The sequence below is a fragment of the Pseudomonas sp. PK-RTE-24 genome (assembly GCF_054052265.1).
Genome location: NZ_CM133224.1, coordinates 1,547,060 through 1,560,085, shown reverse-complemented (window position 1 = coordinate 1,560,085; position 13,026 = coordinate 1,547,060). Strand labels below are relative to the sequence as shown.

Genomic DNA, 13,026 nt, shown 5'->3' with positions numbered 1-13,026 from the left:
TATGGCGAGCTACTGTATAAACCGGCCCATATAAACCGCGCCATTCAGCAAGAGGATCCCGGACGTGGAAGAAATCATCGAACAACTGCGCGAAGCCAACGAACCCGTACCGGTTCCTTTGGAATTGCCTGACGAAGACCTGCTGGTGGAAATCGAAGAACAACTGTTCATCGACATTCCGTTCGTCTTCAAAGAATTTTTGCTGACCGTCAGCGATGTGGTCTATGGCAGCCTCGAGCCGGTGACCGTCACTGATCCGCAATCGCACACTTATCTGCCGGACGTGGCAGCCAATGCATGGGACGTGGGTGTTGATCGCAGCTTGATCCCGATCTGTCAGGACGGCGATGACTACTACTGTGTCGAAGAAGACGGCACCGTGGTGCTGTGGCAGGCCGAAGAAGAACTGATTGCTGAAGAAACCTGGGAATCGGTGTGGCACTGGGCGCGGGACGTCTGGCTGGAAAGCTGAGCCGCCAAACGCCCCTGTGGGTCAATGCCCCGACGATTCCTTATGGTTGTCGAGGGTTTCCAGCAAGGCCACCTGCATCCGCGTATGCACGCGGATGAACCAGCGCCAGAGCAGCGCCGCTACGGCGGCCGCCACGACTGCGATCAGCACCAGCAGCTTGTTGGTCGGCAGGATACTGGCCGACAAGGCTGCCAACAGCAGGAAAATCACCAGCAGCGAGAGAATCGGGATCACTTCGGCGATCACCCGGCGCACTCGCTGTGTGTGACGCCCGGCCATCTCCGGCTTGACGCCCATTTCCGCCAGCAGCATCGACAGCGCCTTGAGCTTGCGATAAGCCGCAATCAGGAACGGTAGCGAGACCAGCAACGCACCGCCCCAGATCAGTGCCTTCTGCCAGCTCGGATCGCTGATCCAGTCCTGCAGCCACAACGAGATGCGCTCGGCGAAGTATGCGCCGGCAAAGAAGATCGCAATCACCAGCGCCAGATTGACCCCGACCTGCAACAGGATCCGCCGGATCATCGACGCCAGTAGCGCGCCCTCACCTTGCGGCTGGATGCTGCGCAACCATTCGCCATACATGCCGAGTACACGCCCGAGACGCTTGGGCACGACTGCCGAGAGCTTGATCGACAACGGATCTGCCGCGCGAATCAGGTACGGCGTCAGCAGCGTGGTGATCACCGACACGGCTACAGCGACCGGGTAGAGGAAGTTGCTGGTCACCTGCAAGGTCATGCCCAGCGCGGCGATGATGAAGGAAAATTCGCCAATCTGTGACAGACCCATGCCGACCCGCAGTGAGGTCCGTCCGTCGTTGCCAGCGATAAACGCACCGAGGCCGCAGGACAACATCTTGCCCAGCACCACGGCCACGGTGATCACCGCGATCGGCCAGGCGTATTCGATGAGAATCAGCGGGTCGAGCATCAGCCCGATGGCGACGAAAAAGATCGCACTGAACAGGTCGCGAACCGGCTCGACCAGCCGTTCGATTTTCAGCAATTGCCGGGACTCGGCCATGATCGCGCCGATCAGGAAAGCGCCAAGCACCATGCTGTATTCGAGCTTGACCACCAGCAGGCAGAAGCCGAAACACAGGCCGAGCACGGTGATCAGCAGCATCTCGTTGCTTTCGAATTTCGCCACATATGCCAGCAGACGCGGCACCAACAGAATGCCGATGACCAGCGCGACGATCATGAACAGCGACAGCTTGCCGACCGTGGAGAAGACTTCGCCCGAGCTCACCGTGCCGCTGACGGCGATGCTCGACAGCAACGCAATGATGCCAATGCCAAGGATGTCCTCGACAATGAGCACACCGAAGATCAACTGCGCAAAGCGCTCGTTTTTCATCTTCAGATCATTCAGCGCTTTGACGATGATGGTGGTTGAGGAGATCGCCAGAATCGCGCCGAGGAACAACGAATCCATGGTGTTCCAGTCGAACCAGCGACCGATTTCGTAACCGATCCAGATCATCAGGATGATTTCGAGAAATGCGGCAATGAACGCCGTTGCCCCAACCTTGAACAACTTGCGCAGGCTGAACTCCAGGCCGAGGCAGAACATCAGGAAGATCACCCCGAGTTCGGCCAGGGTCTTGATGGTTTCTTCGTCGTGAATCAGGCCGAACGGCGGCGTATGCGGGCCGATGATGAAGCCGGCGACGATGTAGCCGAGCACCACCGGTTGTTTGAAACGATGAAACAGTACGGTTACCACGCCCGCGACCAGCATGATCACTGCCAGATCCTGAATAAAACTGATGGCATGCATGGCGTAGGCTCCTTGATGACGAGGCGCGCGGACAGACGTAAGACGTTCTGCGCGAGCAGGGTAAAAATCCGCTTTTAATGTAGGAATTGCCCTTGGGCAGGGCTTTTGCAGGTTAACACCGCGACTTCGCTCTGGAAGCCGGTGCAATATATGGAAACAGATCGCTACCGGCGTGACGGCGGCCCGCCGCGCGGCGTCCCGATAACGGTGCTTTTTGAAAAGCCACCAGGTGCCCGCAGAGGCGCTTCCTGCTATCAGCCTTGATCCGTGAGAACGTTATGGAACCCGGAAACGCCCAGCTGTCGATGACGGTACTGATGACCCCCGACATGGCCAACTTCTCTGGCAATGTCCACGGCGGCACCCTGCTCAAATACCTCGACGAAGTGGCCTACGCCTGCGCCAGCCGTTATGCCGGGCGCTACGTGGTGACCCTGTCGGTGGATCAGGTGATTTTCCGCGAGCCGATTCATGTCGGCGAACTGGTGACGTTCCTCGCCTCGGTCAACTACACCGGCAACACGTCGATGGAAGTTGGCATCAAAGTGGTCACCGAAAACATCCGCGAACGCTCGGTGCGCCACACCAACAGCTGCTTCTTCACCATGGTCGCGGTGGATGATCAGCGCAAACCGGCCGCCGTGCCGCCGTTGCAACCGCAGAACAGCGAAGACAAACGCCGCTTCATGCAGGCGCAGCAGCGCCGGCAGATTCGTCAGGAACTGGAGAAGCGTTATCAGGAGATCAAGGGCGACGCCTGAGACCAAAAAGCAAAAGATCGCAGCCTTCGGCAGCTCCTTGTATGTTCCCCACACACCAGCATGAATGAGATCTAAGCTCGCTGGTGCGACATACGAAGATGTGTTTCTGGGGGAGACCGATCGCTCCTTAAGGCAGGACTTGCTCCTTGTATGTAGAGAGGTCCCCCCGCCTCATTGCCCACCACGAAGAGTATCGAGAAGCCGACGAGTCGGACTTCGCATTACAAGGTTGCAGTGGCATGAAGTTCGAGGTCAGGGGAACCAGGAAGCATTTTTAACTCAGTTCTCTTGGAGTTGAAAGCATGAACATGCACGTCGGTTTGGATGTGGGATCTCGCACTACAGCGATGGGCTGGCGCAATGGCGGCCGTTTTGCAGGTCAGTGCAATATCGACCAGACACCGGCGGGGCGCAAAGCTGCTGTCGGCAAGTTACTTGAGCTCAAGCCTATATCTGTGGTGATGGAAGCCACCGGAATCTACTACCTGGACTTGGCCATGGAGCTCGCTGCGGCGGGTTTGCCAGTCTCGGTTATCAATCCGAAGAGTTTTCACAACTTTGCAAAGCTGATGCTGAAAAACAGCAAAACGGACGCAATCGATGCCCAGTTATTAGCTGAGTACGGCGAACGCATGAGCCCAAGGTTGTGGACGCCGCCCACTTCAATACAGCTTGAGCTACGCGCTATCGGTCGCCACATCAATCGTTTGACGGGTCATCGCACCCGCGCCAAAAACGAGCTGCATGCACTAAAAGCCACTCAAACAACTCTTCTGATGCTGATTGAAGACGAAGAAGAAGCCATCAACGCCTTTGACAAACGAATCGAGCGTTTCCGACTCGCTGGTCGGGCACTGATCGACAACTGCCCAACGTTGAGCGCCCAGTTCGCCCACATGATCGCCGCCCCTGGCATGGGTGAGATCTCAGTATTTGCGGCGCTGGCTGAACTGACGACCTTACCGGTAACGCTCAAGTCAGCGCAGGTCAGCCGCCATGCCGGACTCGATGTCCGACTCACGCAATCAGGCACCAGCATTGATAAACCCGGCCGGATAAGTAAGGGCGGCAATGCCTATTTGCGATCAGCGATGTACATGCCTGCGCTGACCGCCATACGTTGCGACCCGAACGTTAAAGCGTTTTACGAAGCCTTGGTGGCTCGAGGAAAGAGGAAGATGCAGGCTATTGTCGCAGTCATGCGCAAATACCTGACCGGACTATGGGCCTGCATGCGGGCAGGCGAAGACTTCAGTACAGCCAAGCTTTTTAGCGATAAACACACCCAAAAAGCTTGACCGTGAACAGAGTATCTACATTTTGGAATGCAAACCCATGTAGGAGCTGCCGAAGGCTGCGATCTTTTTTGAACAACGACGAGATTACAGACTGATCGCGGTAGCCTCGAACTTCACCCGCGGATGCGCAATGCGATCCTGCGCCCGCACCAGTTGCAGCTCATAACTGGCGCACGCCTGGGTTTCCAGCAACACCTCATGCACTGCCGCTGCGGTGAATTCGAATGCCGCCAACAGCGTGTCGCCCAGCAGTACCCGCGCCAGGAACAGGCCGGATGTCAGATCGCCCACGCCCACCGGCTGACGCGGAAACGCCAGCAAGGGACGGCGCAAATGCCAACTGCCCTCAGCCGTCACCAACAACATTTCGAAGCCATCCGCCGGTTTGCCCGGATAATCCAGATGCTTGACCAGCACCGCTTTCGGCCCGCGCGCCAGCAGCGCTCGCGCCATCGCCAGGCAATCGAACAGCGACTGCGGCTTGCGCCCGGAAAAACTGTCCAGCTCCAACTGGTTCGGGCACATGATGTCCGCCACGGCAGCCGCTTCATCGAGAAGGAAATCGCTGACCTCGGTGGGCACGCTGCAACCCTTCTCTGGATGGCCCATCACCGGATCACACAGATACAGCATCTTCGGATTGACCGCTTTGATCCGCGCCACACCGCTGAGAATCGCCCGGCCCTGCGCGGCGCTACCGAGATAGCCGGACAGCACCGCGTCGCAATTGCCCAGCTCGCCAATCGCAGCGATGCCTTCGATCAGCTCGGGGATCTGCTGCGGCGCCAGCACTTCACCGGCCCACTGACCATACTGGGTGTGGTTGGAAAACTGCACGGTGTTGAGCGGCCAGACGTTGACCCCGACCCGCTGCATCGGAAAAACCGCAGCGCTGTTGCCGGCGTGGCCAAACACCACGTGGGACTGGATGGCGAGCAGATGAGGCGTACGTTTCATTCGGGTCATTCCGTAAAACGATTGAAATTCAAGCCGCGCAGTATGCGACGAAACACAGCCTGTACGACAGACCGGCGAGACAGTTAAGCTGACGCCATCTTTTGGAGTTCGATGTCGATGCTGACCCTGGAAAACATCTTCGTGCTGATGCTGTTCGCCGCCGCTGGTGCCTGGCTATGGCACAACCACGGCTTGCGCGAGCGCGCGCTGGAGCGGGTCAAACAGCATTGCACCAATGTCGGCGTCGAGCTGCTGGACGGTAACGTCGCGCTGAAAAAGATCGGGCTGATCAAGGATGCCAACGGTCGCAGGCGACTGGCGCGGGTCTACAACTTCGAGTTCACCGTGACTGGCGAAAGCCGCCACAACGGCACCGTCACCCAGTTCGGCGCGCACAGTGCGCAGATTGAACTGGCACCCTACCCGGCGCCGTTCGACGACACGCCGCCGGTGGTCGAAGTGCACAAGCCTCGCGCAGAAGTCATTGAGCTGAGCCAGTGGCGCCAGGAACATACCAAGTGGAAGCCTTGAGCTGACTCATTGAATCCGGCATTCAGCCAAACCGGCTTGCAGCTGTTCGATGTTCTGCGGTTCAGCGAAGATCAGCTCAATTCTTGAGTCTTTTCGCCATTCGCTGGCTTGCCAACTCAGCTCGGCATGCTCCAGCGCATTGCCCGAAACCCAGCCATCCGTGCTGTGGATAACCAGTTTCGCCCGGTTCCAGTCGAGCGCGCTCAGCCAATCGGCGATGCGTGCTTGATCAAATACCTGCCCCGGATGCCAGCGCCAACCGATGCTCCAGCCCCCCTCTTGAGCCTGACTCAGGCAGATCGGTTCGGCCGGATCGCTCCAGACCGCTGGCAGCTGTGCCAATCCAGTGGGCAGCGGCAGATGCCCTGCGTCTTCGTTCGCCTTTACTGCCAGCCCCGGAAGCTCGCTCAGAGGCAGTTGCGCTTGCTGCGTCCAGATCAGCCTGACGGGCGGCAACTGGCTGGCGATTCTGTTTCGAGCTGTTTCATCGAGATCTTCCGCTTTGTTCAGCAGCAACAACCCCGCACTGGCCAACGCTTGCTGCTGAGCGTCCGGCAAGGCTCTACCTGCGTGCAATGCCTGAGCGTCCAAAACCAGAACACAGGGCTGAACCGCCAGCACACCCAGCCACGGCGCCTCATTCAGTTGCTTGAGCAATTGCGCCGGATGGCCCAGCCCGGATGGCTCGATAAACAGTCGATCCGGCCTGGCCTTGCGCAGCAGGCGGCCAAGGCCGATCTGGAATGGCGCGCCATTGACGCAACACAGGCAGCCCCCGGCCACCTCACCCAGTGCGATACCATCGTCGTCGCGAGTCAGCAGCGCGGCGTCCAGACCAATCTGGCCGAACTCGTTGATCAGTACCGCCCAGCGTTCGTCCGCAGGCCGTTGCGCCAGCAACTGGCGAATCAGGCTGGTCTTGCCGGCGCCCAACGGGCCGGCGATGACGTGGGTCGGAATGTTCTGCAACATGGCGGGTACTTTCTGCGGACAGTTATTGAGGAGATCGAAGATGCGCTGGTCGGGATGGTCGTTGCTGTTGGCGCTGCTGTCGAGTGAAGCGTGGGCTCAGGCCTGCGTGGTGCACACACAGGGCGAACGGCTCGACGTCAAAGTCTGTCAGCAGAACCGGACGATTCCGCAGAAATTGTTCAATGACGGCTTCTGCCAACCGACGCTGGCCGGGCAGAAGGTCGAGGTGCAATACGTCGACCAGTGCCCGAGCGCAGCTTTCGGCGTATGCAGCAACGCGCAAGTCGCCAATATGCCCTATCGCCAGGATATCCACTATTACGGCGTGGCCACCGATGCGGCGTATCTCAAGCCATATTGCGAAGGCCAGAGCCAGGGCGTCTGGCGCAAGCCCTGATGTGTCAGCCGAGCCAGTCGAGGGTCAGCAACAGACGGCGCTCACCGGGTGCCGGTTGCGGCGAACGATGGATCAGGCCGAAGCCTTCATTGCCGTGCCACTTTTCGCCTTTGAGCAGCGCGACGTCGCCGCTGTTGAGCTGACGAATCGACGCTGGATCTTGCGGTTCGGCATCGGCCTGGCCAAGTTGCGCGCGGTCCATCGCACCCTCCTCAAGCCATTGGCTGCCGATGCCAGCGTAAGTAGTGATCAGGCGCACCGGCACGTGATCGACGTGGAAACGCGGACACATGGCCTTGTCCAGCACGCGCAAACGCACGCCAATACGCCGCGCGCCCAGCAGGCAGGTGAAGGCACTGATCAGCCATTTGAGGTCGCTGATGAAACCTTCGAAACCGTGCAGATCACGCAGCCCTGCAGCCAGACCGGCGAGATCCGGTTCGGCATCTTCGTCGGGCAATTCCAGACACAGCGACTCGGCCAAGGGCTCGTTGAGCGACAGCACCAATTGCGCAAAATCGGCGATGTGCACGGGTAGCTGGCGTTGCCAGACGGCGAGATTGGTCTGGTCGTCCAGGATTCGCGTCAACGTTTGCGGTGTCACACCCTGGTGCTGCTGACGGGTAAGAAGCGGCTGATCCTTGAGTGCGAGCATCAGGCGGCCTCTTCTTGCCAAGGGCCGAATGGATCAGGCAGCGAACGCCAGCCTTCTACACCCATGGCCATTTCTTCGTCGGTCAAAAGACAGGCATCGAGTTCGGCGGAGAGCTGTAGGAAATCGATGTTCTGACCAATGAAAACCAGCTCCTGGCGGCAATCTCCTACGCTTGGAGTCCAGTTTTCCATGATCGCCTGCACGCTTTCCTGATCTTCGGGCCATTGATTCTTTGCTACGAAACGCCACCAGCGCCCGGCGAATCCATGCCGCATCAAACCGCCGGCTTGAGACCAGCTACCGGCATCGGTGGGTTTGCTGGCGAGCCAGAAGAAGCCTTTGGAGCGCAGCAGCTTGCCGTTCAGCCATGGGCGGTCAATGAAGCTGAAAAAGCGTTGCGGGTGGAATGGCCGGCGCGCGCGGTAGGCCGTCGAGGCGATGCCGTATTCCTGTGTTTCCGGGACGTGCTCACCGCGCAATTCCTGCAGCCACCCAGGCGCTTGTGCGGCCTTCTCGAAATCGAAACGACCGGTGTTGAGGATTTTCTCCAGGGGGATTTCGCCCATCACCATTGGAATGATTTCAGCCTGGGCATTGAGGCGCTTGAGGATCGCGGTAAGTTCTTCGCGCTCGTGCTGGTTGATCAGGTCGATTTTGCTGATCAGCAGGACGTCGGCGAACTCGATCTGCTCGATCAACAGATCGGTGATGGAGCGCTCGTCTTCTTCACCGAGAATCTCGCCGCGAGAGGCAAGGCTTTCGGCCGCCTGGTAATCGAGCAGGAAATTCACGCCGTCGACCACGGTGACCATGGTATCGAGGCGAGCGATGTCGGCGAGGCTTTGCCCCTGTTCATCGCGGGAGGTGAAGGTTTCAGCGACCGGAAGCGGTTCGGAAATGCCAGTGGACTCGATCAGCAGGTAATCAAAACGATCCTCGCGGGCGAGTTTGCTGACTTCTTCAAGCAGGTCTTCGCGTAACGTACAACAAATGCAGCCGTTGCTCATCTCAATGAGCTTTTCTTCCGCACGGTTCAGACTGACATCGCGCTGGACTTCGCTGCCATCGATGTTGATCTCGCTCATATCATTGACGATCACCGCTACGCGCAAGCCGTCTCGGTTACGTAGTACGTAATTCAAAAGTGTACTTTTTCCGGCGCCAAGAAATCCTGAAAATACGGTGACGGGCAATTTGGCTGACATTGGATAATCCTCATAAATGGCAGCCGATTTGCGCTTTCAGGTGTGCGCTTGGCGTGTTGCGCTCCATTTACTCGGGACAATGAAGGCAAACGATTGTGATCGGCAGCTCAGGCTGGTGGCGGTTGATGTTATAGCATAACAGCTTGAGCTTGCCAGTCCGACGCAGGAGATTTCGCAAATTGCCGCAGCACCGATCGTGGAAACTCGCAATTAACAATGGGTTGAAATACCTGCTTTTGAGCTTTGCTATGTCGCTGGCCGGCCAAGCCCAAGCGCAAATGCCGGCGCTCGCGCACTGCACGCGCAGCGCTAATTTGCTGGCATGTGCAGACGCCGACGGCAATGCCTATAGCGTCAATACGGTCGGCACCACGCTTTATTTGCGAGGGTTCGAAAAGAACGGCCATCGCTATTGGGCGCAAACCAACAGCCGCTTCGGCCAATTGACCTTTTTTACCGGCATCGCCTCCGATGGCGAGGCTTGGGTTGGCTACACCCGTCGTGTCGGCTGGACGACCATCAACCGTTTTTCCAGCTCGGGAGGGAGCAGCGCCAGATTCACTTGCAGCCGGATGACGGGCTGCTAGTGAAAACCTTTTCATGAAAAAAGCATCGCTGAATGGATTGTTATAATGTAACGTAAATAGAGATCAATACGACGGTCTCAACCATGAATGCTCTTACTCTCCCGGATATTGCCGCCCAATCTGCGCGCCAGGCACTGCCACTCGATTGGGTAGGCATGCGTGGGATTGCCCTACCCGTTGTGCTCGAAAGCCAACGCCTCAGCGCCAGAGTCGACGCTGGCGTGAGTCTCGATGATGGTGAAGCGCGTGGTATTCACATGTCGCGCTTGTATCTGGCACTCGAAGCCCTCGAACAGCGAAGCCTTTCTCCCGCTCTGCTGCATCAGGTACTCAAGGGTTTTCTGGTAAGTCACCAAGGTCTATCCGCCTGCGCATATCTGAACGTTCACACCGACTTATTGCTGAAACGACCGGCGTTAGTCAGCCCCCTAGCCGGCTGGAAATCCTATCCGACAACCATTTCAGCAAGCCTGAAACAGCAAATGTTCCACGTGGAACTAAAACTCGAGGTGCCCTATTCCTCGACATGCCCCTGCTCGGCAGCCTTGGCAAGGCAATTGATCCAGCAGCAATTCATCGACGACTTCGCCAACAAGGCCCTGCAACATGCCGATGTTTTGGCATGGCTTGGCTCAACCAAAGGGATCGTAGCGACGCCGCACAGCCAACGTAGCTATGCGCAACTGCACCTGCATCTCGACAATTTCATCGACGAGCTACCGCTGACAGCGATCATCGATGACGCTGAAGCAGCCCTCGGCACCGCCGTGCAGACCGCAGTAAAGCGCCCCGACGAGCAAGCCTTCGCACTCGCCAATGGGCAAAACCTGATGTTCTGCGAAGACGCCGCGCGCCGCCTCAACCTGGCACTGCAACGCACACCCGGCATCAAACAATTGCATATCCGCGTGATCCACGCCGAAAGCCTGCATGCTCATGACGCCGTCGCCGAAAGCAGCTGGCAGCGGGAGCAAATATGATCCGCTGCCAATCGCTGGTCTGGGGCGCTCCCGGTCAACCGCTGACGACGCCTCTGAGTCTTGAGTTCGAGAGCGCCAGCCTGACCGCCATCATCGGCGCCAACGGCTGCGGCAAAAGCAGCCTGCTAAAGGTCATTGCCGGATTGCAGAAGCCTCTCGCTGGCAAAGTGGAAATGGCTGTTCCACGCCAAAGCGGAATTTCCTTTCTGCCGCAACAGCAGCACTTGGATCGGCAATTTCCAATAAACCTGGAAGAACTCATCGCCGCAGGTTTCTGGGGCCGCCGGCTGTCGACGCAACTGCGCACGCAGCGACTGAAAAACGCATTGGAAGACTGGCACTTGAGTGGCCTCGAACAGCGTCCGTTGATGGCCCTGTCCGGCGGTGAGCTACAACGTGCCCTGCTCGCACGACTGAGCCTCGCTGACGCCCCGGTGCTGTTGCTCGATGAACCGCACGCCGCACTCGACGATCTCGGCCAGCAATTGCTCTGGCAACACATTCACCACTGGCACGCCGAGGGCCGGACACTGGTCGTGGTCTGCCATGACCTGGCGGCGGTACGAGAACATGTTCCGCATACGCTGCTGATCAAAAACGGCCACTGCGTGTACGGAACCAGCCGAGAACTGATCCAGCCGACACCGCACATGCAGGTCGCCTGATGCTCGCCACCGTCAGCCATTTCTGGCAGCCGTTCAGCGAGTTTGTGTTCATGCGCCGGGCCTTGCTAGGCGGCTTAGTGTTGGCGTGCAGCACGGCGCCCTTGGGCGTGTTTCTGATTCTCAGACGGATGAGCCTGATCGGCGACGCTGTCGCCCACGGCATTCTCCCTGGTGCAGCGCTGGGATTCTGGTTTGCCGGTTTGAGCCTTCCTGCCCTGACGCTCGGCGGCCTCGGCGCCGGCCTGAGTATGGCCGGACTTGCAGCCTGGATAACCCGGCGTACGGGTTTGCGCGAGGACGCCAGTCTCGCCGCGATCTATCCGATTTCACTCGCCAGCGGCGTGCTGATTCTCGGTATTGCCGGCAAGCGCCTCGACCTTCTGCACTTGCTGTTCGGTTCGGCGCTAGCCGTGGATGGACCGACGCTGACCGGCATGCTTTGGGTCTCGGCCATCAGCCTCATGGCCATGGCGGCGATCTACAAACCCCTGCTGTTGGACACACTCGACCCGCTGTTCTTGCGCACAGTCAGTCGTCTCGGGCCACTGGCTCATGGCGTGTTCCTGACTCTGGTCGTGCTGAATCTGGTGATCGGTTTTCAGGCCATCGGCGCGCTGATGGTAGTGGGACTGATGATGCTTCCGGCTGCCGCGTCGAGATTCTGGAGTCGTCGTCTGCCGATACTGATTGCCGTCGCCGCCGTCATGGGCTGCGTGTCTGTGTGGCTGGGCTTGCTGCTGTCGTTCTACTACTCGCTGCCCAGCGGCCCGGCCATCGTGCTGGTCGCGGGGGTCGGCTATCTGCTGTCGGTGGTGTTTGGACCGGTTCACGGTTTGCTGCGCCGCCCGCCTTTGCTCACATCCCAATGAGGTGTTTCCCGATGCGCGCTCTACTCGTGCTGTTCAGCCTGATGCTGTCGATGTCCTTGTCGGCCGCCGAAAAACTGCCGGTGGTCACCAGCTTCAGCATCCTTGCCGACATGGTTCATCAGGTCGGCGGCGAGCACGTGCAGATTACCAACATGGTCGGCGCGGACGCCGATGCGCACACCTACGAGCCAACACCGGACGATGCCAAGGCATTGCTCAAAGCCAAAGTGATCATCAAGAACGGCCTCGGTTTCGAACCTTGGCTGGATCGCCTGGTGACCAGCACCGACAGCAAGGCGACGGTGATCAGTGCCAGTCGCGGGGTGATTCCACGTTCGCTCGATGAAGACGGCGAAACGGTTCCGGATCCACACGCCTGGCACAATCTGGCGAACGCTGAGTTGTACGTCGCCAACATCACCAAGGCGCTGATCGCCGCCGACCCGGCCAACAAGCCTGACTACGAGCGCAACAGCCAGACCTACCTCAAGCAGATCTATGCCCTGCTCGCCGAAGCCAAAAACAAACTCGGCGCGCTGCCGCCGGGTAATCGCAATATCGTCACCAGCCACGATGCCTTTGGCTATCTGGGTCAGGCCTATGGCATCGACTTTATCGCGCCACAGGGTTTGTCCACCGAACGCGAACCCTCCGCCGCCGAAGTCGCTGCGCTGATCACGCAGATTCGCCAGGCGAAGGTCAAAGCGGTGTTCATGGAGAACATCAAGGACGCGCGTCTACTCAAGCAGATCGCGGATGAAAGCGGCGCACACATCGGTGGCACGCTGTACTCGGATGCACTGGCGGCGAGTGGACCGGCGAGCACCTTTACCGGGCTGTTCGAATACAACCTCAATACGCTGTACAAGGCGTTGAGTCGGCCATGACTTGA

15 protein-coding genes are annotated in these 13,026 nt (G+C 58.8%); 10 read left to right on the top strand and 5 right to left on the bottom strand.

All coding sequences use genetic code 11. The annotated features are described in order from the left end of the window. Positions 1–64: 64 nt before the first annotated feature. Positions 65–472 (top strand): SMI1/KNR4 family protein, encoded by a 408-nt coding sequence (locus ACV8MC_RS06835; RefSeq protein WP_038359443.1) that lies wholly within the window; start codon positions 65–67, stop codon positions 470–472. Between the two features lie 21 nt (positions 473–493). Here ACV8MC_RS06835 and ACV8MC_RS06830 read toward each other — a convergent pair whose 3' ends face one another. Continuing rightward, complete coding sequence (locus ACV8MC_RS06830; RefSeq protein WP_041476574.1) at positions 494–2,257, bottom strand: cation:proton antiporter; 1,764 nt, start codon at positions 2,255–2,257, stop codon at positions 494–496. Between the two features lie 278 nt (positions 2,258–2,535). Between ACV8MC_RS06830 and ACV8MC_RS06825 the strand changes: the two genes are divergently transcribed. Further along, positions 2,536–3,018 carry an acyl-CoA thioesterase gene (locus ACV8MC_RS06825; protein WP_016772447.1) on the top strand — a complete coding sequence of 161 codons (483 nt, stop codon included), beginning with the start codon at positions 2,536–2,538 and terminating at the stop codon, positions 3,016–3,018. Between the two features lie 302 nt (positions 3,019–3,320). Beyond that, a complete protein-coding gene (locus ACV8MC_RS06820) occupies positions 3,321–4,316 on the top strand; it encodes an IS110 family RNA-guided transposase (protein ID WP_150638880.1) in 996 nt (331 codons plus the stop codon). 84 nt (positions 4,317–4,400) lie between these two features. On the opposite strand, the gene pdxY is transcribed toward ACV8MC_RS06820, so the two are convergent. Then, entirely contained in the window at positions 4,401–5,273 is an 873-nt protein-coding gene (gene pdxY / locus ACV8MC_RS06815) for a pyridoxal kinase PdxY (RefSeq protein WP_041476573.1), read from the bottom strand. A gap of 117 nt (positions 5,274–5,390) precedes the next feature. On the opposite strand from pdxY, the gene ACV8MC_RS06810 reads away from it, so the two are divergent. After that, complete coding sequence (locus tag ACV8MC_RS06810; protein WP_076564658.1) at positions 5,391–5,804, top strand: DUF3301 domain-containing protein; 414 nt, start codon at positions 5,391–5,393, stop codon at positions 5,802–5,804. Between the two features lie 6 nt (positions 5,805–5,810). On the opposite strand, the gene ACV8MC_RS06805 is transcribed toward ACV8MC_RS06810, so the two are convergent. Further along, positions 5,811–6,776: a CobW family GTP-binding protein gene (locus ACV8MC_RS06805; RefSeq protein ID WP_310218655.1), complete on the bottom strand. Its 966-nt coding sequence runs from the start codon at positions 6,774–6,776 to the stop codon at positions 5,811–5,813. Between the two features lie 40 nt (positions 6,777–6,816). On the opposite strand from ACV8MC_RS06805, the gene ACV8MC_RS06800 reads away from it, so the two are divergent. Beyond that, the gene (locus ACV8MC_RS06800; RefSeq protein ID WP_150637215.1) at positions 6,817–7,173 is read left to right on the top strand and encodes an NADH:ubiquinone oxidoreductase; all 357 of its coding nucleotides are present in this window, start codon (positions 6,817–6,819) and stop codon (positions 7,171–7,173) included. A 4-nt stretch (positions 7,174–7,177) separates the two neighbouring features. Here the strand turns inward: ACV8MC_RS06800 and ACV8MC_RS06795 are convergent, their stop codons facing one another. After that, positions 7,178–7,828, bottom strand: a complete 651-nt coding sequence (locus ACV8MC_RS06795; RefSeq protein WP_252877144.1) for a DUF1826 domain-containing protein — start codon at positions 7,826–7,828, stop codon at positions 7,178–7,180. Next, positions 7,828–9,033 (bottom strand): zinc metallochaperone GTPase ZigA, encoded by a 1,206-nt coding sequence (gene zigA, locus ACV8MC_RS06790; protein WP_457264867.1) that lies wholly within the window; start codon positions 9,031–9,033, stop codon positions 7,828–7,830. Before zigA ends, ACV8MC_RS06795 begins: the two co-directional genes overlap by 1 nt. Positions 9,034–9,281: 248 nt before the next feature. On the opposite strand from zigA, the gene ACV8MC_RS06785 reads away from it, so the two are divergent. The 5 genes from ACV8MC_RS06785 (at position 9,282) to ACV8MC_RS06765 (ending at position 13,021) form a co-directional block, all read left to right on the top strand. Next, positions 9,282–9,620 (top strand): glutamine synthetase, encoded by a 339-nt coding sequence (locus tag ACV8MC_RS06785; RefSeq protein WP_457265536.1) that lies wholly within the window; start codon positions 9,282–9,284, stop codon positions 9,618–9,620. A gap of 83 nt (positions 9,621–9,703) precedes the next feature. After that, positions 9,704–10,600, top strand: coding sequence for a GTP cyclohydrolase FolE2 (folE2, locus tag ACV8MC_RS06780; RefSeq protein WP_457264865.1), 897 nt, complete (start codon positions 9,704–9,706; stop codon positions 10,598–10,600). Further along, positions 10,597–11,265, top strand: a complete 669-nt coding sequence (locus tag ACV8MC_RS06775) for a metal ABC transporter ATP-binding protein (RefSeq protein ID WP_457264863.1) — start codon at positions 10,597–10,599, stop codon at positions 11,263–11,265. Before folE2 ends, ACV8MC_RS06775 begins: the two co-directional genes overlap by 4 nt. Beyond that, positions 11,265–12,134: a metal ABC transporter permease gene (locus ACV8MC_RS06770; RefSeq protein WP_252887040.1), complete on the top strand. Its 870-nt coding sequence runs from the start codon at positions 11,265–11,267 to the stop codon at positions 12,132–12,134. Before ACV8MC_RS06775 ends, ACV8MC_RS06770 begins: the two co-directional genes overlap by 1 nt. 11 nt (positions 12,135–12,145) lie before the next feature. Then, positions 12,146–13,021, top strand: a complete 876-nt coding sequence (locus ACV8MC_RS06765; protein WP_457264860.1) for a metal ABC transporter substrate-binding protein — start codon at positions 12,146–12,148, stop codon at positions 13,019–13,021. Positions 13,022–13,026: the final 5 nt, after the last annotated feature.

What these genes read in the sequence shown, in the direction of transcription:
- ACV8MC_RS06830 (WP_041476574.1), bottom strand. Translation starts at nt 2,257, where the DNA reads ATGCATGCCATCAGTTTTATTCAGGATCTGGCAGTGATCATGCTGGTC.
- ACV8MC_RS06825 (WP_016772447.1), top strand. Translation starts at nt 2,536, where the DNA reads ATGGAACCCGGAAACGCCCAGCTGTCGATGACGGTACTGATGACCCCC.
- ACV8MC_RS06820 (WP_150638880.1), top strand. Translation starts at nt 3,321, where the DNA reads ATGAACATGCACGTCGGTTTGGATGTGGGATCTCGCACTACAGCGATG.
- pdxY (WP_041476573.1), bottom strand. Translation starts at nt 5,273, where the DNA reads ATGAAACGTACGCCTCATCTGCTCGCCATCCAGTCCCACGTGGTGTTT.
- ACV8MC_RS06810 (WP_076564658.1), top strand. Translation starts at nt 5,391, where the DNA reads ATGCTGACCCTGGAAAACATCTTCGTGCTGATGCTGTTCGCCGCCGCT.
- ACV8MC_RS06805 (WP_310218655.1), bottom strand. Translation starts at nt 6,776, where the DNA reads ATGTTGCAGAACATTCCGACCCACGTCATCGCCGGCCCGTTGGGCGCC.
- ACV8MC_RS06800 (WP_150637215.1), top strand. Translation starts at nt 6,817, where the DNA reads ATGCGCTGGTCGGGATGGTCGTTGCTGTTGGCGCTGCTGTCGAGTGAA.
- ACV8MC_RS06795 (WP_252877144.1), bottom strand. Translation starts at nt 7,828, where the DNA reads ATGCTCGCACTCAAGGATCAGCCGCTTCTTACCCGTCAGCAGCACCAG.
- zigA (WP_457264867.1), bottom strand. Translation starts at nt 9,033, where the DNA reads ATGTCAGCCAAATTGCCCGTCACCGTATTTTCAGGATTTCTTGGCGCC.
- ACV8MC_RS06785 (WP_457265536.1), top strand. Translation starts at nt 9,282, where the DNA reads ATGTCGCTGGCCGGCCAAGCCCAAGCGCAAATGCCGGCGCTCGCGCAC.
- folE2 (WP_457264865.1), top strand. Translation starts at nt 9,704, where the DNA reads ATGAATGCTCTTACTCTCCCGGATATTGCCGCCCAATCTGCGCGCCAG.
- ACV8MC_RS06775 (WP_457264863.1), top strand. Translation starts at nt 10,597, where the DNA reads ATGATCCGCTGCCAATCGCTGGTCTGGGGCGCTCCCGGTCAACCGCTG.
- ACV8MC_RS06770 (WP_252887040.1), top strand. Translation starts at nt 11,265, where the DNA reads ATGCTCGCCACCGTCAGCCATTTCTGGCAGCCGTTCAGCGAGTTTGTG.
- ACV8MC_RS06765 (WP_457264860.1), top strand. Translation starts at nt 12,146, where the DNA reads ATGCGCGCTCTACTCGTGCTGTTCAGCCTGATGCTGTCGATGTCCTTG.